At 70.6% G+C, this 20349-nt stretch carries 21 protein-coding genes and 1 pseudogene; 18 read left to right on the top strand and 4 right to left on the bottom strand.

What is annotated here, in order from left to right; all coding sequences use genetic code 11:
• The first annotated feature begins 29 nt into the window (after positions 1-29).
• The 5 genes from R0145_RS13235 to R0145_RS13215 all read left to right on the top strand — a co-directional run bounded on the left by R0145_RS13235 (position 30) and on the right by R0145_RS13215 (position 3263).
• Positions 30-1013 carry an aldo/keto reductase gene (locus R0145_RS13235; RefSeq protein ID WP_317837332.1) on the top strand — a complete coding sequence of 328 codons (984 nt, stop codon included), beginning with the start codon at positions 30-32 and terminating at the stop codon, positions 1011-1013.
• A gap of 101 nt (positions 1014-1114) precedes the next feature.
• Positions 1115-1612: a hypothetical protein gene (locus R0145_RS13230; RefSeq protein WP_317837331.1), complete on the top strand. Its 498-nt coding sequence runs from the start codon at positions 1115-1117 to the stop codon at positions 1610-1612.
• Between the two features lie 85 nt (positions 1613-1697).
• Positions 1698-2474: a DsbA family protein gene (locus R0145_RS13225; RefSeq protein WP_317837329.1), complete on the top strand. Its 777-nt coding sequence runs from the start codon at positions 1698-1700 to the stop codon at positions 2472-2474.
• Positions 2471-3091 (top strand): vitamin K epoxide reductase family protein, encoded by a 621-nt coding sequence (locus R0145_RS13220; RefSeq protein WP_317837328.1) that lies wholly within the window; start codon positions 2471-2473, stop codon positions 3089-3091. Before R0145_RS13225 ends, R0145_RS13220 begins: the two co-directional genes overlap by 4 nt.
• A 16-nt stretch (positions 3092-3107) precedes the next feature.
• Entirely contained in the window at positions 3108-3263 is a 156-nt protein-coding gene (locus tag R0145_RS13215; RefSeq protein WP_317837327.1) for a hypothetical protein, read from the top strand.
• 80 nt (positions 3264-3343) lie between these two features.
• On the opposite strand, the gene R0145_RS13210 is transcribed toward R0145_RS13215, so the two are convergent.
• Together R0145_RS13210 and R0145_RS13205 are read right to left on the bottom strand one after the other, a co-directional pair.
• Complete coding sequence (locus tag R0145_RS13210; protein ID WP_317837326.1) at positions 3344-4855, bottom strand: MFS transporter; 1512 nt, start codon at positions 4853-4855, stop codon at positions 3344-3346.
• On the bottom strand, positions 4852-5481 hold the full coding sequence (locus R0145_RS13205) for a TetR/AcrR family transcriptional regulator (protein WP_317840248.1): 630 nt from the start codon (positions 5479-5481) through the stop codon (positions 4852-4854). The genes R0145_RS13210 and R0145_RS13205 overlap by 4 nt, the downstream gene beginning before the upstream one ends.
• 95 nt (positions 5482-5576) lie before the next feature.
• Between R0145_RS13205 and R0145_RS18465 the strand changes: the two genes are divergently transcribed.
• Positions 5577-6191: an HXXEE domain-containing protein gene (locus R0145_RS18465; RefSeq protein ID WP_411742122.1), complete on the top strand. Its 615-nt coding sequence runs from the start codon at positions 5577-5579 to the stop codon at positions 6189-6191.
• 24 nt (positions 6192-6215) lie between these two features.
• Here R0145_RS18465 and R0145_RS18460 read toward each other — a convergent pair.
• Positions 6216-7049, bottom strand: a pseudogene (locus R0145_RS18460) (EamA family transporter); the annotation flags it as partial.
• 71 nt (positions 7050-7120) lie between these two features.
• Between R0145_RS18460 and R0145_RS13195 the strand changes: the two are divergent.
• From R0145_RS13195 to R0145_RS13145, 11 genes are all read left to right on the top strand, one after another.
• A complete protein-coding gene (locus R0145_RS13195) occupies positions 7121-8032 on the top strand; it encodes a LysR family transcriptional regulator (protein WP_317837324.1) in 912 nt (303 codons plus the stop codon).
• A 22-nt stretch (positions 8033-8054) separates the two neighbouring features.
• A complete protein-coding gene (locus R0145_RS13190) occupies positions 8055-8885 on the top strand; it encodes a MerR family transcriptional regulator (RefSeq protein ID WP_317837323.1) in 831 nt (276 codons plus the stop codon).
• A 37-nt stretch (positions 8886-8922) separates the two neighbouring features.
• Positions 8923-9837, top strand: a complete 915-nt coding sequence (locus tag R0145_RS13185) for an ABC transporter ATP-binding protein (RefSeq protein WP_317837322.1) — start codon at positions 8923-8925, stop codon at positions 9835-9837.
• An 82-nt stretch (positions 9838-9919) separates the two neighbouring features.
• Positions 9920-11176 (top strand): hypothetical protein, encoded by a 1257-nt coding sequence (locus R0145_RS13180; RefSeq protein WP_317837321.1) that lies wholly within the window; start codon positions 9920-9922, stop codon positions 11174-11176.
• Between the two features lie 5 nt (positions 11177-11181).
• On the top strand, positions 11182-12540 hold the full coding sequence (locus tag R0145_RS13175) for a ClC family H(+)/Cl(-) exchange transporter (protein ID WP_317837320.1): 1359 nt from the start codon (positions 11182-11184) through the stop codon (positions 12538-12540).
• Positions 12541-12629: 89 nt separating this feature from the next.
• Positions 12630-13193, top strand: a complete 564-nt coding sequence (locus tag R0145_RS13170; RefSeq protein WP_317837319.1) for an isochorismatase family protein — start codon at positions 12630-12632, stop codon at positions 13191-13193.
• A gap of 25 nt (positions 13194-13218) precedes the next feature.
• A complete protein-coding gene (locus R0145_RS13165) occupies positions 13219-14163 on the top strand; it encodes a GlxA family transcriptional regulator (RefSeq protein ID WP_317837318.1) in 945 nt (314 codons plus the stop codon).
• A 114-nt stretch (positions 14164-14277) separates the two neighbouring features.
• Positions 14278-14664, top strand: coding sequence for a hypothetical protein (locus R0145_RS13160; RefSeq protein WP_317837317.1), 387 nt, complete (start codon positions 14278-14280; stop codon positions 14662-14664).
• Entirely contained in the window at positions 14664-15446 is a 783-nt protein-coding gene (locus R0145_RS13155) for a HemK/PrmC family methyltransferase (protein ID WP_317837316.1), read from the top strand. Before R0145_RS13160 ends, R0145_RS13155 begins: the two co-directional genes overlap by 1 nt.
• A 195-nt stretch (positions 15447-15641) precedes the next feature.
• Positions 15642-16463, top strand: a complete 822-nt coding sequence (cysE, locus tag R0145_RS13150; RefSeq protein ID WP_317837315.1) for a serine O-acetyltransferase — start codon at positions 15642-15644, stop codon at positions 16461-16463.
• Positions 16464-16513: 50 nt separating this feature from the next.
• Positions 16514-17767 carry an FAD-binding oxidoreductase gene (locus R0145_RS13145; protein ID WP_317837314.1) on the top strand — a complete coding sequence of 418 codons (1254 nt, stop codon included), beginning with the start codon at positions 16514-16516 and terminating at the stop codon, positions 17765-17767.
• Positions 17768-17815: 48 nt separating this feature from the next.
• On the opposite strand, the gene R0145_RS13140 is transcribed toward R0145_RS13145, so the two are convergent.
• Positions 17816-19333: a dolichyl-phosphate-mannose--protein mannosyltransferase gene (locus R0145_RS13140; protein WP_317840247.1), complete on the bottom strand. Its 1518-nt coding sequence runs from the start codon at positions 19331-19333 to the stop codon at positions 17816-17818.
• A gap of 156 nt (positions 19334-19489) precedes the next feature.
• Between R0145_RS13140 and rsmI the strand changes: the two genes are divergently transcribed.
• Positions 19490-20344 (top strand): 16S rRNA (cytidine(1402)-2'-O)-methyltransferase, encoded by an 855-nt coding sequence (rsmI, locus tag R0145_RS13135; RefSeq protein ID WP_317837313.1) that lies wholly within the window; start codon positions 19490-19492, stop codon positions 20342-20344.
• The last annotated feature ends 5 nt before the right edge of the window (positions 20345-20349 follow it).

Raw genomic sequence — 20349 nt, 5'->3', positions numbered from 1 at the left:
GGAAGTCAGGGGTGGAGGAGACAGAGCAGATGGAACAGCGGATTCTCGGGCGGACGGGACGCTCCGTGTCGGTCGTCGGGCTGGGGACGTGGCAGCTCGGCGCGGATTGGGGAGAGGTGCGCGAGGACGACGCACTCGCCGTGCTCGGCGCGGCCTATGACAGCGGCGTACGGTTCTTCGACACTGCTGACGCCTACGGCGACGGGCGAAGCGAGCGGACGATCGGCACCTTCCTGCACAGTCACGGCATCGACGACGTGGTCGTTGCGACGAAGGCCGGCCGCCGGCTGCCGCAGTCCGCGGAGATCTACACCCTCGACAACCTCCGTGCCTGGACCGACCGGTCCCGGGAGAACCTCGGTGTCGACAGGCTCGACCTCGTGCAGCTGCATTGCCCTCCGACCGCCGTGTACAGCACCGACGCCGTGTTCGACGCGCTCGACACCTTGGTCGAGGAGGGGCGTGTCGCCAACTACGGCGTCAGCGTCGAGACCCGGGCCGAGGCGCTCACCGCGATCGCCCGCCCGAACGTCGCAACCGTCCAGCTGATCCTGAACATGCTGCGCCTGGGCCCGTTGGCGGAGGTGCTCCCGGCCGCGCGGGCGGCGAACGTCGGGATCATCGCCCGGGTGCCCCTGGCGAGCGGCCTGCTCTCCGGGAAGTACGACGAGAATACGACCTTCGCCGCGAACGACCACCGTACCTACAACCGGGAGGGGAAGGCGTTCGACGTCGGTGAGACCTTCTCCGGCGTCGATTTCGCCACCGGACTCGAAGCCGTCCGCAGGCTGGCGCCACTGGTGCCCGCGGGGGCGACGATGGCCCAGTTCGCCCTGCGCTGGATCATCGACCAGTCGGGGGTGAGCACCGTCATCCCGGGGGCTCGCGATCCCCGGCAGGCGCAGGCCAACGCCGCGGCCGCCGGCCTCGAGCCGCTCTCCGACGAGACTGTGGCAGCCGTCGACCAAGTGTACCGAGAGTTGATCGCCCCGGGCATCGGCGACCGCTGGTAGCGGACGTCGCCTGGGCCGTCGGCGCCGGCAGGCGGTACTGACGGCCGCTCCGGCCGGGCGGGCTGGCTGCCCTACACTGGGCCACGACCGCAGGAGGCAGGGTGAGACGACCGCAGTGGCACGGCGCAGGGGGAGCCATCCCCCTGATGCTGGCCGGCCTGCTCTCGCTCGGTGCTCCGGTGCCGAGAAGTGTCCTGACCGGCTCGGTGCATGCCTGCATCACCGAGTCCGCCGGCACCGCCTGGCTGGGCCTCCACTTCCGGGTGCTCTCCGAGAGCTCCGCCTGCCCGCAGGGGAGCTATGCCCCCGGTCCGCACTTCACCGAGGTCGGGCACGTCTCGATCGCCATCTCCGCCTCGGCCGTCATCGCCGGCGCGGTCCTGCTGCTGTGGGCGCTGGGGCTGGGCTGGTGGGCGCGGCGGGCGTCGCGGTCCGTACGGGCCTGGGTCACCCGTCGGCTGGGCCTGACGCGGCTCGCCGCGCTGCCGATCCGTACGTCGCGGCGTACGTCGCTGGAGGCATTCCTCACCGACCGGCGCAGCGCTGTCCTGGCCCGCCCGCAACATCGTCGGGGTCCACCGGTGCCGGTGACGGCCTGACGATTCACCCTTTCGCTCATCGATCGTGAGCGTTCGTCGGGCCTGCCCTCACCAGCCCCGCCCGACGACGAAAGCGAACACAACGATGAGCAAGAACCGTACGCATCCCTCCAGCCCACCCTCCGACGGCATGAACCGCCGCGAACAGCTCCGCCAGCAGCAGGCCCGGGATGCCCGGGAGAAGAAGGTCCGCACCTGGGCGACCGTGGGCGTCCTCGCCGTGGTCGTCGCCCTGATCGCCGGTGTGGCGATCTGGGCCGGCATGAACGCCGCCAGGAACAACGCACCCCAGGCGCAGAACAGTGGCGCCGCCACCGAGAACTACTCGCTGGTGATCGGGAAGCAGGACGCCCCGGTGACGGTCTCGATCTACCAGGACTTCATGTGCCCGTACTGCGGCCAGTTCGAGCGCACCAACCGTGACGACCTGGAAGCCCTGGTGACGGACGGCACCGCCAAGGTCGAGTTCCACCTGATGAACTTCCTGGACAGTTCGTCCCAGGGCTCGAAGTACTCCACCCGGGCTGCGAACGCTGTGGTCACCGTGGCGAAGGCCGAGCCGGACCACCTGATGGCGTTCAACGCCGCTCTCTACGACAACCAGCCGCAGGAAGGGACGTCCGGGCTGAGTGATGCCCAGATCGCCGACCTGGCCCGCGGCGCGGGGGTCAGTGATGCGGTGGTCTCGACATTCAGCCAGCTGTCCAACGCCGGGTTCGTGAACCAGTCCAACCAGGCCGCCGCCCGCGACGGGATCCAGAGCACGCCCACCGTCAAGATCAACGGCAGTGATTTCGCCGGTCAGCAGCTCTACGCCGCGGGCGCACTGAAGTCCGCCGTGGACCGCGCGGCCGGCAGATGAGCGACGTCCTGGACCGGATCCACCGATTCCGGCAGTCCGACGGCTGGATCTTCGGCTACATGCTGTTCTCCTCTTTGGTCAGCCTGACCGCGTCTTTCGTCCTGTCGGTGGACGCGATCCTGCTGGCGAAGAACCCGCAGGCGAACCTGTCGTGCAATATCAATGCGGTGATCAGCTGCGGAACTGTCGCAACGACCTGGCAGGCGAATCTGCTGGGTTTCCCGAACGCCTTCCTGGGGCTGATCGCCGAACCGGTGGTGATCACCATCGCCGTCGCCAGCCTGGCCAAGGTGAAGTTCCCGCGCGGATTCATGCTCGCCGCCCAGATCGTCTACACGATCGGCTTCCTGTTCGCCTACTGGCTGTTCTACCAATCGATGTTCCACATCAACGCGCTGTGCCCCTGGTGCCTGCTGGTGACGCTGTCCACCACGTTGGTGTTCAGTTCACTGACCCATGTGAACATCCGCGACAACAACCTCTTCCTCCCGCCGCGCCTGCAGGCGGCGCTCCGCTCCGGACTGCGGATGGGGTTGGACGCGCTGGTCGTGGTGCTGTGGCTGGTGCTGATCGTGGTGGCGATCCTGGCCAAGTACGGCGCGGCGCTGTTCGCGTGAAGCGGCAGGCCGACCGGTGACGGCCGGGCCACCGGCGCACCCAGGATGCGCCGGTGGCCGGTGGTTCGCGATCCCGGCCGCGGATCCGTGGGTGCAGTGCCCGCGGATCCGCGACGCCGTCGCGCTCCAGGCCGGACGACACATCCACGGCAAGGTCATCGTCGAGCTGTGAGCGCGAGCCGACCATCTGCGAGCATCGGACAACGGTCAGCGCCGATCTCGCATTGGTGCGCAGGGTGACCCACTGGTGTCTCAGGAGGCCGGCGACGCGGACCCGCGCCGCCGGGCGTCGGCGATGGCGATGCCCAGGGCGATCAGCAGGATCACCACTGTCAGCGCCAACGACAGTGCCAGGGCGTGGGCGTACGTCGCCGGTCCGTTCCGGTCGGACGCCACGCGAGTGAAGTAGACGGTGGTCAGCAGGGCCAGACCGACGGATCCGCCCAGACGCTGGAAGGTCTGCAGGAGACCGGCTGCGGTGCCGGCCAGCGAGGTGGGCATCTCGGCAAGGGTCAGCGTCTGGTTGGGGGAGATGACCGACCCGCTGCCCCAGCCCGCGACCGCCAGCAGCACCGGGGTCACCCACTGGACGATGCCGACCGGCGCGACCTCCGCCACGACGACGATGCAGGCCAGCGCCACGGACATGATGACCAGCCCGCGGATGACGAGTCGCCGACCCTGGGACATCACGTGTCTGCCGGACCACCGCGCCGCCACCGCGGAGGTGAGGGCGAACGGCATCTGGGCTAGGCCGGCGATCAGGGCGGAGTGATGCAGCCCGTCCTGGTAGAAGAGCGTGATCACGATGAAGATGCTGGTGAAGCCGGCGAAGTAGGCGGCGGCGAGGGTGGAGCCCAGGACGAAACCGGTGTTGCGCACCAGCGCCCCGGGCAGCACCGCCGGCCGGCCGTGTCCGTCCTGGCGCCGCTCCCAGACCACCAGGACTCCGCCCAGGGCGGCCGCCAGCGCGAGCAGCCACCACGGGGCGCCCGCCAGCCCGTCGGGATGCGAGGACGCGGTCACGAACGGCCACATCAGCGCCACGACGATCAGCGCGATGAGGGTCAGGCCGGGCAGGTCGAGACCGAGTCCCCCCGGGCCGGCCGGGGCCGACCCGGCACCCGCCGCCGGCGCGCCGGAGGGCCGCGGGCCGGGCCGCCGGCTGGGCAGGAAGCGGGCTGCCAGCGGAATCAGCGCCAGACCGATGGGCACGTTGATCAGGAAGACCGATCGCCACCCGTGCTCCGGCCCGATCACGGTGACCAGGATGCCGCCCAGCAGGGGGCCGATGGCCGTGGAGACGCCGACGGTCATCCCGAACACGCCGAAGGCGCGGGCGCGCTCGCCGCCGCGGAACAGTTCCTGGATCAACGCCGAGATCTGCGGGTTCATGATGCCGGCGAAGACGCCCTGGATCAGCCGCAGCACGGTGAGGACGAGCGCCGAGGGGGCAAAACCGCAGGCCAGCGAGCTGAGCGTGAAGCCCGCCAGACCGAGCAGGAACATCTGCCGACGGCCCAGGATGTCACCGAATCGCCCGGCCGGCACCAGCATCAGACCGAAGGTGAGCGAGTACCCGGCCACGATCCACTGGATCTGCGAGGCGGTGGCGCCGAGCGCCGCCTGGATCGAAGGCAGGGCGACATTGACGATCGAGACGTCGAGCAATGTCATGAACCCGCCGGCCAGAACGACCGCGAAGGCTTGCCAACGCCGTGCGTCCGGGGCCGCTGTTGTAGCGCGGGAATCGGGACCTGTCACTCCGTCATCCTGCCACTCTGCCGCCGTAACACCGCCGGCAGCTGGTCTATCACCTCGCGGGCGGGGTCCATCGCCCCACTGGCGAGCGTGACGAAGTAGCGTACGGCCGCGGCCACGTCGGCCGGGGACCTGCTGGCGCCTTCGGCCAGCCAGCGTGCAAGGACCCACACGAAACCACCGGTGGAGAAGGTCAGCGCATAGGCGACGTTGTTCGACTCCGTGGCCGGGTCGGTGCCCCTCCGCTGTTCGAACAGGTACGGCAACCGCGCCTCGACCTCTCGGGTGCACAGGTGGACCAGCCGCTGCCGGGCAACCAGCGACAGGAACTCGGCGTCAGCCGCCATGGCGGTGAAGAGGAGCTGGGCGAGGGCGGGCAGCGACAGGTCGGTGGACCGTGCGACGGCCTCCCGGTACGCGTCCCATGCCCGGAGGAAACGCTGCTCTATCACTTCCTCTTTGGCGGAATAATTTCGGTAGAACGTTCTCCTGGACACGCCGGCGACCATCACGAGTTCCTGAACGGTGATGTCGCGGAACGGCTTCTCGGCCATGAGATGCAGCAGCGCGCCCTCGATCCGTTGCTTGGAGTCCCACGCCTTGCGGTTCCCCTTGTTCTTCGCTGACATCGTCACCTCGCGATCGTCACACGGTGGCCGGATCTGGCGCGATTCAGTGCCCATAGTCGCTCACGACGACCTTGCTGGCTAGCGTGGACACCGTCATGATCCGCTTGGTCAGTGAAAGGGCGAGCATGCTCAGCCTTGGGTTCATTCTGTGGTTACAGCCGACGCTGTTCATGATCCATGATTTCGAAGAAATCATCATGTCGGGGCCGTGGAGCCGCAAATATCGGACCGAGATCGACCGGGCCTGGCCCCGACACAAGCCGTTCGGGCTCGGCAGCATCAGACACGACGCCGTCCCGACCCTCGCAACCGGAGTCGCCATCGAGTTCGTGTTCTTCACACTCATCTGCGTGGTCTCCGCGGTACTCGGCTGGTACAGCCTCTGGCTGGCGATGTTTCTGGGGATCACCCTGCATTTCGTCCTCATCCATGTTCCGCTGTGCATCAGGTTCGGACACTACGTTCCAGGCGTTGTCACGTCTGTGCTGCTCCTCGTCCCGAGCGTGTGGGCGATCGTGACCGCCGTCGGTCTCCTTCACTACGGGTACCTGGAGATCGGCTGGGCGGTGGTGGCCGGGATCGCGACCGTCGCTGTCATGCTTCCGCTTCTCCATCGCGCCATGGCGCCCATCTCGGAGTTGATCCACGGGTACGCGCCCGTTCCGCAGCCGGGTCAGTCCGACACGACGGCATCGGCCGTGCCGGACTGACCGGGCCGACCCGAACACCACCCCGGCGACCACGAAGGCGGCGCCGACCAACTCGGCGGCGGTGACGCGCTCGCCGAGGACGATCCAGGAGGCGACGATGCCGAAGCCGGGCACGAGCATCGAGAACGGCGAGACCACCCCGGCCGGATGCCGCGCCAGCAGCCAGGTCCAGATCCCCGAGCCGACGACGGTGGCGAGGACCACGGTGTAGGCGAGGCCGGCGAGGGCCCCGATCGCGTCCATCGACAGTGCGCCGGCCAGGGAGCGTACGATCCGATCCGGTCCCTCGGTGACCAGCGACAGCGCGAACATCGGCAGCGGCGGCACCACCGACATCCACAGCGTGAAGTGCAGGGGCTCGCTGGCCTCGGCCCGGCGGCTGCAGATGTTGCCGATCGCCCAGCCCAGGGCGCCGGCGAGGGTGAGCAGGAAAGGGATCAGCGCCGCGCCGCCGGCACGCTCCCAGCCGACGACCACCAGACCCGCCATCGCCACCAGGGTGCCGATGGCCGCCCGGCGGCCCACCCGCTCTCGGAGCAGGGCGGCGCCGAGGACCACCGTGAACGGGGCGGAGGCCTGCAGCACAAGGGAGGCGAGCCCGGCCGGCATCCCGGCGGCCATCCCCCAGTACAGGAAGAGGAACTGCAGGGTGCCGAAGCCGAGGCCGTAGCCCAGCAGCCACCTGAGCGGCACCCGGGGACGCGGGACGAGGACGATCGTGGGAACGGCGATCAGGGTGAACCGGATCGCGGCGAGCAGGAAGGGCGGGAACTGGCTGAGCGAGGCATGGATCGCGACGAAGTTGATGCCCCAGATCAGGGCGACGAGGACGGCCAGCAGTTTGTGGCGGATGGGCATGGCGTCATCCTTGCCATCCCAACCGTGTAGCACAACTGACAGTTTATGAAGAGAAAATGTAGGCTTCCTACATGGAATTGCGTCATCTGGAGCTGTTGCGGGATCTGGCGCACTACGGCAGCGTGACGGCGGTCGCCCGGGCGACGTTCCGTACGCCGTCGGCGGTGTCCCAGCAACTGAAGACCGCCCAGCGCGACCTCGGGGCGGCACTCGTCGAGCCCGACGGCCGGGGGATCCGGTTGACCGAGGCCGGCCGGATCCTCGCTGCCGGCGGCACCGACGTTGCGGCGGCCCTCGAGCGGGTCCGGGCCAGCTGGGACGCCTTCCGGGGTGACCTGACCGGCACCGTGTCCATCGCCGCCCTGCCGTCGGCCGCTACCTTCCTGGTCGGCCCCGTCCTGCAGGCCCTGGCCGGTACGGGGATCGAGCTCGCCCTGGACGACCAGGATGTCGCCGAGGCCGAGTTCGCCCACCTGGCCGCGGACGTCGACATCGTGATCGGGCACAGCCTGACCGGGCAACGGCCGGCCGGCACCGATGGGTTGCTGGTCTCGACTCTGGCCCGGGAGCCGCTCGATGTCGCGATGGGCGTACGCCACCCACTCGCCGGACACACTCGGATCCGGCCCGTCGACGTCGTCGACAGCGACTGGATCGGCGTCCCGGTCGGTTATCCGTTCGACACCGTACGCCTGGCGATCGAGAGCGTCACCGGGACGCGGCTGCGGATCTGGCAGCGGCTGCGGGACAACCGGCTGATCGAGACCCTGGTCGCGTCGAGCGACAGCCTGGCCATCCTGCCGCGGTTCACCACGCCGATCGGGGACGGGCTCGTGCTGCGCGAACTCGAAGGGGTGCCGGCGACCCGCTACGTCTCGGCCATCCTGCGGCCGGACAAGGCGGAACGTCGCGCGGTCCGCCATGTCCTCGACCAGCTGCGGCGGGTGGGGCTCGCACGCAGCGGACCCTTGACAGTGACGTAACGTCACGTGCTGCTCTGGAACCGTGCACGTCAAGGAGCTGGCCGATCTGGCCGAGACGACGGTCCGGACGGTCCGTTACTACCACCATGTGGGCCTGCTTCCGGCGCCACCGGCGCGCGTCGGTGTCCGGGAGTACGACCTCTACCACTTGGCCAGGCTGTTGCGGATCCGCTGGTTGGCCGAGTCCGGGCTGCCGTTGGCGGCGATCGGTGAGGTGCTGTCCGAACCAGGCACCCCGGCGCCGGACAACGCGGCCGAGGAACTCCGCCAGGCGTTGCTGTCGATGGACGCCCGCATCGCTCAGCTCCGCGGGCAACGCCAGGAACTGGTCGGCCTGCTGGAGTCCGCAGAGATGGGTCGGCGCTTGACCCCGTTGTCCGCACGGGTCGCCGGTCTCTACGACCGGGTAGCCGCGCTGGTGTCGAGCGACGCCGCCCGTAGGGCAGTCGAGGCCGAGCGCTCGATGATGGTCTTCCTCGCGGTGCACGGGGTGCTGCCGCCCACCCTGGACGACCTGGTCGCTGACCTGGACGCCGAGGACGACGCCGACACCGTCGACCTCTTCAACGGTTTCGCTGCGCTTGCCGACGCGTCAGGGCCTGAGGCCGACGACATCCTCCAGCGCCTGCTGGCCACTTCGCAGCTCCTCATCGATCGACACGCCGACGCCATTGCTCGCCTTGCTGTCGACCTGCCACGAGGCCTCGCCGGCGTTGCGCTGTGGGCCACGGTGCGCCGGCTGGCTCGGGTGGGCTTCCCGGTGGCAGCCCAGCAGCGCTTCCTCGACCTGGTGATCGACAGCCTCCTCGCCGATCCACGGATCGCCGGGGTCGGCGAGGCGACCCGACGATGACCGCCCTGCCCGGGACCGCTCCGAAGCAGGCCCGCTGATGTCCGCAGCCGACGAGGCTCGCGAGAAAGGTGTCCAAGTGATGTCGGTCCCACAATCATCCGGCCTGGCGGTCGAGATCCACGGCCTGGTGAAGTCCTATGGAGCGACGAGGGCCCTCGCCGGTCTGGACCTGACGTTGCCGACCGGGCAGGTGCTCGGCTTCCTCGGCCCGAACGGTGCGGGCAAGACGACCACGATCCGGATCCTGCTCGGCCTGTTGCGGGCGGACAGCGGCGTTGTCCGGCTGCTCGGTGGCGATCCGTGGCGGCAGGGCGTCGCGCTGTATCGCCGGCTCGGCTATGTGCCGGGTGATGTCGCATTGTGGCCGAACCTGACCGGGGGTCAGATCATCGACCTGCTCGGGCGGGCCGCGGGCGGCCTCGAGAAGGCGCGCCGGGCGGAGATGCTCGAACGCTTCGAGCTGGATCCGTCCACGAGGGCCCGCGCGTACTCCAAGGGCAACCGGCAGAAGGTCGCGCTCGTGGCTGCGCTGGCGTCCCGCGCCGAATTGCTGATCCTCGACGAGCCGACGTCCGGGCTGGATCCGATCATGGAGGCCCGGTTCACCCAGGCCATCCGGCAGGCCAGGGACGAGGGCCGCTCGGTGCTGCTGTCCAGCCACATCTTCTCCGAGGTGGAGAAGCTCGCCGACCAGGTGTGCATCATCCGCGCCGGCCGTACCGTCGAGCAGGGCAGCCTCGCCCGGATGCGACACCTGACGCGTATCCATGTCGCCGCGACCGTCGACGGTGACACGGCTGCCTTGGCCGGGCTCGCGGGGGTGCACGACTTCCACGCCGATCGGGGGCGGCTCAGTCTCACCGCCGATCGGCAGGCACTCGGGCTCACCGCCGATCGGCAGGCACTCGGGGCGATCCTGACCACCCTCGGCGAGCTCGACCGCGCGACCTGACCGCCAGCCCCCCATCCCTGGAAGAGCTGTTCCTCAGCCACTACACCGAACAGCCCGGCCGGTCAGTGACGGTGGCACAGCGATGAGCGCGACAGCAGCCGGCGCGCGTCCCCGCAGCGCCGGCTTCCGGCTGACCGGGACGGGCCTGATGCTCCGCTTCCTGCTGCGCCGCACCTGGGCACGCCTGCTGGTCTGGCCGGCCGTGGTGGTGGGGATGACCGCCGTGGTCGTGGCGTACTACAAGAGCGAGTTCGACACACCCGAGGCGCTGGCCGAGCGTGCCGTGCTGAGCAACAGCGCCGGGATGAAAGCCATCTTCGGGCACATCACCTCGACCGGTCTCGGCGGCGGGGTGTGGTCCGAGATGTGGATGTTCACCGCCGTCATGCTGGCGATCGGCCTGATCTTCCTCCTCACTCGCACCAATCGCGCCGACGAAGAACACGGACGCACCGAACTGCTGCTGGCCCGTCCCATCGCCACGACCTCCGGGCTGGTCGCCTCCGTCGCCTGGCTGACACTCCTGTGCGTGGTGGCGGTCGCCGGCGCCGCCGTCGTCTGCGGTGCGTACGGCCTGGAGTGGACGGGTTCGTGGATCATGGGTGCCTCGCTGGGCGGTGTCGGCCTGACCGGGGTCGCCGTGGCTGCGCTCGCCAACCAGCTCACCGTGACCAGCCGGGACGCGAACGGGCTGGCGCTCGGCATCCTGGCCGTGTTCTACCTGCTCCGTACGATCGGTGACCTCAAAGGCAACGCGCTCACCTGGCTGTCGCCCATCGGCTGGGGCGAACGGATGGACCCGTGGGGCCATGACCGCTGGTGGCCACTTGTGCTCATCGTCGCCCTGGGGATCGTGTGCATCACCCTCGCGATCGGCTTCCAGCTCCGCCGCGACTACGGTGCCGGCCTGGTCCGATCTCGACCCGGGCCGGTCGGCTCCGCCGGATTCGCCACCACTGAGTCCGGCCTCACCATCCGCCTCGACCTCGGCGCCGCCATCGCCTGGGTCGCCGGCATGGCGCTGTGGGGCATCCTGCTCGGCTCCACCCTCACCGACATGAACCACCCTCACCTGGACGGTCGTCGCCCTCGCCTGGATCATCGCCATGGTCGGCGACGCCCTCAGGATCCCCCGACGCATCCTCGACCACCTTCCCTTCACCAGCATCCAGCTCCCCGCCGGCAACCCCTCGACGGTCACCCAGATCGCCATCACAGCCATCGCCGTTCTGCTCCTCGCCTTCGGGCTGTGGGGCTTCCACCGCCGGGGCATCCCTCAGTGACTCCCGAGACCGGACCGGACCGGGACGGCCGGCCCCCGGCCGGCGGCGTACCGTGACGACCATGAAGTTCGGCGCCAGGACCGACCCGTTCGGCTCGCGTCGTACGATGATCGTCTTCACCCTCGCCGCCGGCGTCGCCGCAGTGGGTATCGGCCTGGTGGGTGGCGCCTTCCGATGGTGCCTGGAACGGGCCGGCGAATTGCGCGGGGAGCTGTTGGTCTGGGCCCACACCCTGGGGCCCGCCGGCGCGATCGTTCCTGTCAGCTTCGTCGCGGCCTGTGCGCTGATCGGACGGATCTTCGCCCGCATCACCCCGCGCGCCTCCGGCAGCGGCATCCAGGACGTCGAGGCCGTCTGGCACGAAGAGGAGGAGCTGCCCGGGCCGGCGGTGCTCCCGGCCCGCTTCCTCGGCGGTGTGATCGCGATCGGTTCCGGCATGGTGATGGGCCGCGAGGGCCCCACCGTCCACCTCGGCGCCACGATCGGTGCCGACATCGGACGCTGGTTCCGGCTCAGCGACTACGAACGCAAACTCCTCTACACCACCGTCGGAGGCGCCGGGCTCGCGGTCGCGTTCAACGCACCCATCGGCGGGGCACTGTTCACCATCGAGGAGGTCACCCGGTCGTTCCGCGTCCGGGTGGTGCTGATCACCCTGGTGACAACGTCGGTCGCTGTCGGAGTCTCGCGCTACCTCGTGCCCGGCGGCGCCATCTTCACCGTCCCGCCGATCGCCACGCCCGGCTTCGTCGGGCTCTGGCCCTACCTGCTGTTCGGACTGCTCACCGCCCCGCTCGGCGTCGCCTACAACGCCCTCACAATGGGCCTGCTGCGCCACACCGACCGGATGCACGTCCGCGCCACGATCCGGGCCACCCTCATCGGCGCGATCATCGGCGCCGTCCTGTGGTTCGACCCGCTCATGGTCGGCGGCGGCGAGAGTCTCACCCAGCTCCAGCTCGCGGGCCATCCGTTCGCGCTACTGACCCTGCTCGCGCTGCTTGCCGTACGCTTCCTGCTCGGCCCGCTGTCCTATGCCACCGGGGCGCCCGGTGGACTGTTCGCCCCACTGCTCGCCATCGGTGCCCTGTGGGGCGCGGTGTTCCACGACGTGCTCGTGGCGATCGGCGGCCCGGCCGCGGCGGCCCTGCTCGGTGCCAGCCCCGTCCCGTTCGCCCTCGTCGGCATGGTCGCCTTCTTCACCGCCACCGTGCGTGCTCCGCTGACCGGCATCGTCCTCATCGTCGAGATGACCGCAACCACCACGCTCATCACCGAGATGTTCATCGCCACAGCCGGCGCCCTGTTCGTCGCCGCGCTGCTGAACGCACCACCCATCTACGACAGCCTCCGCGACCGGATGCTCGCCCGTCGGGGCAGCCACGGTCCGGTCGTTGGGGCGAAGCAGTCATCACGTTAGGAGGCAGGTCCTGGACGCCGACCGGATCGTTCCGGTGGTCGACTCGATGATGCCTTATGCCCCGCGTTCACCGGAGCGAGGGTTCTTGTATGAGCACAGTCCTGATCGTGATCGATGTCCAGGAGTCCTTCCGTCGGCAGTCCCGTTGGTCGGAGGTGTCGAATCCGTCGATCGTCGCCTCGGTGAACCAGTTGGTCGACTCGGCCCGGGCCACGGGCCACGAGGTGGTCTGGGTGCTGCACGCCGAGCCTGGCAGTGGCACCACCTTCGACCCGGCCAGCGGGTGCGTACGGCTCCTCGACGGCCTCGCGGCGGCGCCGGGGGAGACGATGGTGACGAAGACCTCGCGCAACGCCTTCACCACGACCAATCTCGGCCAGCACCTCACCAGGGTCGGGGCCACCGACCTGGTGATCGCCGGCATCCAGACCGAGCAGTGCTGCGAGACCACCGCGCGCCTCGCCGCCGACCTCGGCTACCGGGTGACGTTCGTGACGGAGGCGACCGCCACCTTCCCGATCCTGCGCCCGGACACGGGAGAGCGACTGGAGACCGAAGAGGTGATCGCGCGCACAGAGTTCGCCCTCGCAGGACGTTTCGCCCGGATCGCGACCCTCGACACCGCGTTCGCAGGGGCCACGGAGCGTCGGTGAGGCCGGTCGGTGGCAGGCTGGGCGCGTGGTGAAGGTCGTGTTCCTGCTGGCCCCGGACGTCCACCTGCTGGATCTTGCCGGCCCGGCGCAGGCCTTCGGCACAGTCGGCGACGTCACCGGCACTCCGTGGCGTTTGGCGTACGTGGCGGAGACCGCCACCGTCATCTCCTGGCAGGGAATGCCACTGGGGGCGGAGACCAGTTGGCCGGACCTCGATGAGGATGATCTGGTGGTGGTGCCGGGGTGGCGGACCGGCGGTGCCGCCCGACGTCAGCCGTTCCGCGAGGAGACCGTGCAGCGCATCGTCCGGCATTACCGTCGGGGCGGAGAGGTGATGAGCGTGTGCGCAGGGGCGTTCGCGCTGGCCGAGGCCGGGCTGCTGGACGGGCGACGGGCCACCACCCACCACGAGCTGCAGGACGAACTCGCCCGACGTCACCCGCGGGTCCGGGTGGCGCGCGACGTCCTCTACGTCCACGAGGGACGGATCCACACCTCGGCGGGGATCGCCAGCGGCACCGACCTGGCGCTGCAGGTGATCGCCGGCCGTCTCGGACCGCGGGTCGCCTCCCGCGTCGCGCGGGCGATGGTCGTCTATGCGCGCCGCAACGGCAACGATCCGCAGGACAGCGTCATGCTGCGTCACCGCGACCACGTCGACGACCTGGTGCACCGCGTCCAGGACGTCCTCGACGAGCACTTCCGCGAGCCACTGCCGCTGAGCCGGCTCGCCGCCCGGGTGGACGCCAGTGAGCGGACGGTGAGTCGCGCCTTCACCCGCGCCGTCGGGATGACCCCGTTGCGTTACCAGCAGCAGCTCCGACTGGAGCAGGCCGAGCTGCTGATCGGCGCCGGAGCAACGGTGGAGACGGCAGCGGTCACCGTGGGCTTCGGCGATGCCCGGATGCTGCGGCGGCTGCGTTCGCGATCCGTACGCAACGCGGCGGTGCCGCCCGACCTGCGGAGTTGAATCTGCAGCTCGGCACGCGCACGCTGGTGGCTGTGCACGGCGGCGGAGCGACGCCGGCGCGACGGATCCGGGGCGGCGCCGGCCGTCCTCGTGAACGGCCCTCAGGGGGACGCCATGACCACGATGACCACCGCCGGCCCGCGGCCGCGGGCGGCCGGGCTCGATCCCCGGGCACTGCTGATCAATCTCATCCTGTGCCTCGCCCTGATCGGGCAGTTCCTGCTCGGCATGGTCACCAACCTGTTCGTGACCATCCCCCCACAGCACCCCGGAGTCGACGCCCATGAGTACTTCACCGGGGTCGCCCGGGTGATCGGCTGGGCGATCCCGCACGGCACCGGATGGCTGACCGCCCACGTCCTCCTCGGCCTGGTCCTGGTCGTCGCCGGCCTGGCCGATCTGGCCACGATCCGACGGGTCCGCCGCGCCATGTCCGGCGCGGGGACCTCCGCGACCGGGGCTTGGGCAGCGCCGCGGCCCGACGGGGAGCGGGCCGATTGATGCCGGTGCCCCTCGACCCCTCCGCCCGACTCGCCCGCACCCACGTCGAGACGCTGCGCCGGTCCGGCTCGGTCTTCGCCGAGGACGAACTCGCCGCTCTTGCCGCCGCCGCGACCGACACCGACGCGCTGGCCGACCTGGTCGCTCGCCGGGCGGCCGGAGTCCCGATCGAACTGCTCGTCGGGTACGCCTGGTTCGGCGACTTGCGGATCGCCGTCGCCCCGGGTGTCTTCATCCCCCGCCACCGCACCGAATACCTCGTCGACCGCGCCTGCCGACGCGTACGCCCCGGCGATGCGGTGCTGGACCTGGGCTGCGGGACGGGGGCGGTGGGCGCCCTCCTCGCGCACCGGGTGGCCGGCCTGTCCCTGACCGCGATGGACAGCGACCCAGCGGCGGTGGCCTGCGCCCTGGGCAACCTGCCACCGTCGGCGCAGGTCGTCCGGGGCGACTCGCCCGCGGTTCTGGCGCCCACCCGGTTCCGGGTGATCGTGGCCAACCTGCCGTACGTCCCCAGCGGCCGGGTCGCCTACCTGCCGCACGACGCCCGGGACTGGGAGCCGCGGGAGGCCCTGGACGGCGGGACCGACGGACTGGACCCGCTGCGCCGGGTGGCGCCGGACCTGCCCGCACGGTTGGTGGCCGGTGGCTGGTTCCTGCTGGAACTCGCCGCCGACCAGGTGGACACCGCCCGTACGGTCCTGGCGGAGGCCGGGTTCGCCCCGTCCGCCGTCGTGGTGACCGACGACGGAGAGACCTCGGTGATCGAGGTGCGTACCTGAGCGAGACAGGCACGTGGTCCGGCGTGCGTGCCTGGTCGGGCGAGGTATGGCTTCGGCGGAGCGGGCCTGCGCTTGACCGACCGCCGCCGGAGGGACGGTACATCCCTTGATAATCAGCTCGTGTGATGGTATCCATAAGTCCACCTACTCCGGAGGGCTGGGTCGCGCTCCGTGAGGTCGTCGAAAGGACCAGTGATGACCGATCACATCTGGCAGCGGATCCGGGAAGACGTCGCCCGGGACGCCACCCAGGAACCGGCGCTGGCGAGCTTCCTGCACTCGGTCGTGCTGGGGCACTCCGACCTGGAATCGTCGCTGGCGCACATCCTGGCCAGCAAGCTCAACAGCACCACCCTCACCGAGCTGACCCTGTTCGACATGATCAAGGCGGCGCTCGACGCCGAACCCGAGATCGGGGCCGCGGTCCGTGAGGACCTCGCCGCCGTCCTCTCCCGAGACCCCGCGACCCGCGGCTACGCCCAGCCGCTGCTCTACTTCAAGGGCTTCCACGCCCTGCAGGCCCACCGGATCGCCCACTGGTACTGGGTCCACGACCGCCAGGCCCTGGCGCTCTACCTGCAGAGCCGGACGTCGGAGGCCTTCGCCGTCGACATCCACCCGGGCGCCCGGATCGGCAAGGGCATCCTCTTCGACCACGCGACCAGCATCGTGATCGGTGAGACCGCGGTGATCGAGGACGACTTCTCGATGCTCCACGAGGTCACCCTCGGCGGCACCGGCAAGGTCGGCGGGGATCGTCACCCCAAGATCGGCCGGGGGGTGATGATCGGCGCCGGTGCGAAGGTGCTCGGCAACATCAAGGTCGGGGAGGGCGCCAAGATCGGTGCCGGCAGCGTCGTGCTGTCCGACGTCCCCGCCTTCACCACCGTGGCCGGGGTGCCGGCCCGCCCGGTCAGCTACCCGGCGAACGCCCACCCGGCGTTGGACCTGGAGAACGAACTGATCGAGTCGGAGCGACGCGAGCGACAGAACGCCTGGGGTGCCGGGCCCGCCTGACGCACACCGGACCGGCTCGAGCGGTCCGGCCGGGTCGCTAGTCTGAGGACATGCCTGCCGCCGAACACATGCCGATGACCACCCCTCCCTGGGGGACGAGTTCCCGGACCTGCGGGCCGGTGGGGGACACCACCTGCGACCTGCTGGTGATCGGCGCCGGCATCGTCGGGCTCACTGCGGCGCTGGCCGCGACCCGGGCAGGGGCGCGGGTGGTGGTCGTGGACGCCGATCGGATCGGCGCCGGCACCAGCGCGGCCACCCCGGGCATCGCCTCGATCCTGCACGGCGTCTCGTGCCAGCAGATCGAGGAGACCCACGGCACCGACGCCGTGGTGACGTACGTCGCCGAACTGGAACGCGCCCTCGACGTCATCCGGCGGGAGGCCGCCGACGGCGGCGTGCCCGCCCGGGCGTTGCCCAGCCACGCGGTCGTCGAGGACGGACACAAGGCACATTTCCTGCACCGGGAGCGGTTCGCGATGCGGGCCGCCGGCATCAATCCCGAGGCCGAGGACGCCCCCGGGCTGCCCTTCCCCACCCGCCCGTCGATCCGCATCGACGACGCGCTGGCCGTCCAGCCCCGCCAGTACACCGAGGCCCTCAGCCGCGCCGTCGTCGCCGGGGGAGGCCTGATCCACGAGGGCAGCCGGCTGGGCAAGCTGGTGCCCGGATCGCCGATCCGGGCGCACTTCACCGGGCACGACGAGACCGGGGTCGCGTCCGCCGCGGTCGTCCGGGCCGGCGCGGTGCTGCTTGCCACCGGCGCGCCCGACCCCGACTTCGGCCTGGTCGGGCCGCGGCTGCTGCCGACCACGGTGCACGCCCTCGCCGGCCACGGCTACGACCTGGCCGGTGCCTACCGGGTGGTCGACGATCCGGACCGGCCGTACGTGCTGCGGCCCGGTTTCCGGCCCGGCCAGGTGGTGATCGCCGGATGCGCCCACGTCGCCGGCCGGGGCGACCGGGCGGCGGCCGCGGAACTGACCACCTGGGCGACCTCCCACCTGCCCGAGCTCGAGATCACCCACCGCTGGCAGTACGGCTGTTTCCGCAGCTACGACGGGCTGCCGCTGGTCGGTGAGGTGGGGCTGCGCAGCAACGGCATCTACGTCGCCACCGGCTTCGGGGACGACCACATGGCCGCGGCGACCGCCGGGGCGCTGCAGATCGCCGACCATGTGGTCGGGGCGAGCACCCGGCTGCCGTGGAGTCCGGTGCATCCGCGCGGGACGGTCGGCCGGCAGGCCCGCAGCCTGGCCCGGATCGGGGCGGCCCGGGTGCGCAGCCGGTTCATCCGGGAGTGATCGGCGCCCGGCTCAGACCCTGCCACGGCCGCGGACCCGGCGCTCGGCTCAGACCCAGCTGGTGAACCACATCCGGGCCCACCACCGTGACCAGGTCAGCAGGCCGTCGGTGTAGATCGGCCAGAACCAGGCGAAGTTGAGGATCACCAGGGCGACGTACACCCCGACGATCGTGGCGCCCACGACGCGTCGCCACCCGCCGTCGGCGGGCCCGATGATCTTCCCCAGGCACATCGCCAGCGCGGTCACCGTGAACGGCACGATGCAGATGGCATAGAAGAAGAACAGCGGCCGCTCGGTGTAGAGGAACCACGGCAGCCACATCGCCAGCGCGCCCACCACCGGGACCGAGAAGCGCGGGTCACGCAGACCGATCCACAGCAGGATCGCTGCCACCAACGCCGCCGCAGCCCCCCACCACAGCAGCGGGGTGCCCAGGGTGGTCATCACCCGCAGGCAGTTCTCCCCACCCGGCGGGCAGCCGTCGGTGCCGGGGGTGATCCCGTTGACCGCGTCCAGCCCGAGCGGTCGCATCAGGATCAGCCACCCCCACGGGCCGGCGGCGTACGGGTGGGTCGCGTGGTTGATGTAGGAGCCGGTGTGGAACTGGTAGATCTCCCGGTGGAAGGCGATCAGCGAGGCAAGGGCGTGCGGCAGGTGCCGGGCCAGCGGGGCGTCAGGGTTCTCCACCGCCCACTGGCGGTCCCAGCCGCCGGTGCTGGTCAGCCACGGCAGCCAGCTCGCGAGATAGGCGAGCAGGGCGACCGGGACGAGTTGCAGGAAGGCCGGCAGGCCGTCGCGGAACAGGCCGGGCAGCGCCGGTCGCCGGGCCCCGGCCAGTCGGCGGGCGCCGATGTCCCAGGCCAGCGTGAGCACCCCGAACGCGGCCAGCGCGTAGACCGTGTTCCACTTCGTCGCGATCGAGCAGCCGAACAGCACCCCCGACGCGAGTCGCCAGGGCCGCCACCACAGCCGCGGACCGTACGCCCCGCCCAGGTCGGCCAGCCCGGCCGCCTCCAGGTGGGCCGCCAACCGGGACCGCATCGCGTCCCGGTCCCGGACCAGACAGGCGACCGCGGCGACCAGGAAGGTCGCCTGGAAGACGTCGAGCAGGGCGAGCCGGCTCATGGTGAACTCCAGGCCGTCCACGGTGAGCAGGATGCCGGCCAGCGCGGCGACCAGGTTGGACCGGGACAGCCGGCGGGCCAGCAGCATCGTCGCGGCGATCAGCAGGGTGCCGAAGACGACGGCCATGATCCGCCAGCCGAACGAGGTCATGCCGAACATCGCCTCGCCCAGCCCGATCAGCAGCTTGCCCAGCGGCGGGTGCACGACGAACTCGGCGGAACTCCCCATCTGGTCGATCGCGCCGCGGACGATCAGGTCGTTCGCGTTGTCCGCCCAGGTCCGCTCGTACCCGAAGTGGAGCACCGACCAGGCGTCCTTCGCGTAGTACGTCTCGTCGAACACCAGCTTGTTCGGGTAGCCGAGGTGCCAGAGCCTGATCAGGAAGGCGACCAGGGACACCACGCCGACCAGCGCCCAGCCCCGGCGGGCGTCCGGCATCGGTGGGCGGAGCCGCTCCAGCACCGTCCGCTCGTCCTGGCCCCGGTCACGACGCCGCCGGGGGGCGGACGGGGTGGCAGACTCGGCCTCGGGCGGTGGATCGTGTGGCAGACTCACGTCGCCATCGTACGGAGCCACCGGCAAGGAGAGACCAGAGTGCACACTGCAGCAACGCCCGGCGAGGGGCTGCTGGTGCTCGCCGGCGCCCCGATCGGGGACATCGAGTCGGTCTCGCCCGCCCTTCGTACGGCGCTGTCGCAGGCCGATGTGATCGCGGCCGAGGACACCCGCCGGTTCCTCGACCTGCTCCGGCGGATGGGGCTGGAGGTGACCGGGCGTGTCGTGTCCTACTTCGAGGGCAACGAGGCGTTCCGTACTCCCGGGCTGCTGCAGGAGCTGCAGGAGGGTCGCCGGGTGGTCGTGGTGACCGATGCGGGCATGCCCTCGGTCTCCGACCCCGGCTACCGGCTGGTCCGGGCCGCGGTCGAGGCGGGCATCCGGGTGACCGCGGTGCCCGGGCCCTCGGCGGTGCTCACCGCGCTGGCCGTCTCCGGGCTGCCCGTCGACCGGTTCTGCTTCGAGGGGTTCCTGCCCCGCAAGTCGGGGGAGCGCCGCCGCCGGTTCGCCGAACTGGCCGAGGAACGCCGCACCATGGTCTTCTTCGAGGCGCCGCACCGGCTGGCGGACTTCCTCACCGACGCCGCGGCGGTGCTCGGCGCGGACCGGCCGGCGGCGGTCTGCCGCGAGCTCACCAAGACGTACGAGGAGGTGGTCCGCGGGCCGCTGGCCGATCTCGCCGGCTGGGCCGTCGAGGGGGCCCGCGGGGAGATCACCGTGGTCGTCCAGGGGGCCGCGGCGCCGGTCGTCGACGAGGCCGCCGCGGTCGAGCGGGTGCGGACGCTGCACGAACACGGGATGCGGCTGAAGGACGCCGCCAAACAGGTGGCCACCGAGACCGGCCTGGGCGGCAACGACCTCTACCGGGCGGCGCTGGGGACCGACCAGAGGTAGCGGTC

Source organism: Raineyella sp. W15-4 (genome assembly GCF_033170155.1).
Classification (GTDB): domain Bacteria; phylum Actinomycetota; class Actinomycetes; order Propionibacteriales; family Propionibacteriaceae; genus Raineyella.
The sequence above is the reverse complement of the archived record's forward strand: the minus strand, read 5'-3'. Positions and strand labels throughout refer to the sequence as shown.

Excerpts from the sequence above, each read along its gene's own strand:
- R0145_RS13175 (WP_317837320.1), top strand. The coding sequence starts at position 11,182 with ATGAAGTTCGGCGCCAGGACCGACCCGTTCGGCTCGCGTCGTACGATG.
- cysE (WP_317837315.1), top strand. The coding sequence starts at position 15,642 with ATGACCGATCACATCTGGCAGCGGATCCGGGAAGACGTCGCCCGGGAC.
- R0145_RS13235 (WP_317837332.1), top strand. The coding sequence starts at position 30 with ATGGAACAGCGGATTCTCGGGCGGACGGGACGCTCCGTGTCGGTCGTC.
- R0145_RS13195 (WP_317837324.1), top strand. The coding sequence starts at position 7,121 with ATGGAATTGCGTCATCTGGAGCTGTTGCGGGATCTGGCGCACTACGGC.
- R0145_RS13205 (WP_317840248.1), bottom strand. The coding sequence starts at position 5,481 with ATGTCAGCGAAGAACAAGGGGAACCGCAAGGCGTGGGACTCCAAGCAA.
- R0145_RS13225 (WP_317837329.1), top strand. The coding sequence starts at position 1,698 with ATGAGCAAGAACCGTACGCATCCCTCCAGCCCACCCTCCGACGGCATG.
- R0145_RS13170 (WP_317837319.1), top strand. The coding sequence starts at position 12,630 with ATGAGCACAGTCCTGATCGTGATCGATGTCCAGGAGTCCTTCCGTCGG.
- R0145_RS13220 (WP_317837328.1), top strand. The coding sequence starts at position 2,471 with ATGAGCGACGTCCTGGACCGGATCCACCGATTCCGGCAGTCCGACGGC.
- R0145_RS13140 (WP_317840247.1), bottom strand. The coding sequence starts at position 19,333 with ATGCCGGACGCCCGCCGGGGCTGGGCGCTGGTCGGCGTGGTGTCCCTG.
- R0145_RS13180 (WP_317837321.1), top strand. The coding sequence starts at position 9,920 with ATGAGCGCGACAGCAGCCGGCGCGCGTCCCCGCAGCGCCGGCTTCCGG.
- R0145_RS13185 (WP_317837322.1), top strand. The coding sequence starts at position 8,923 with ATGTCCGCAGCCGACGAGGCTCGCGAGAAAGGTGTCCAAGTGATGTCG.
- R0145_RS18465 (WP_411742122.1), top strand. The coding sequence starts at position 5,577 with ATGATCCGCTTGGTCAGTGAAAGGGCGAGCATGCTCAGCCTTGGGTTC.
- R0145_RS13160 (WP_317837317.1), top strand. The coding sequence starts at position 14,278 with ATGACCACGATGACCACCGCCGGCCCGCGGCCGCGGGCGGCCGGGCTC.
- R0145_RS13155 (WP_317837316.1), top strand. The coding sequence starts at position 14,664 with ATGCCGGTGCCCCTCGACCCCTCCGCCCGACTCGCCCGCACCCACGTC.
- R0145_RS13145 (WP_317837314.1), top strand. The coding sequence starts at position 16,514 with ATGCCTGCCGCCGAACACATGCCGATGACCACCCCTCCCTGGGGGACG.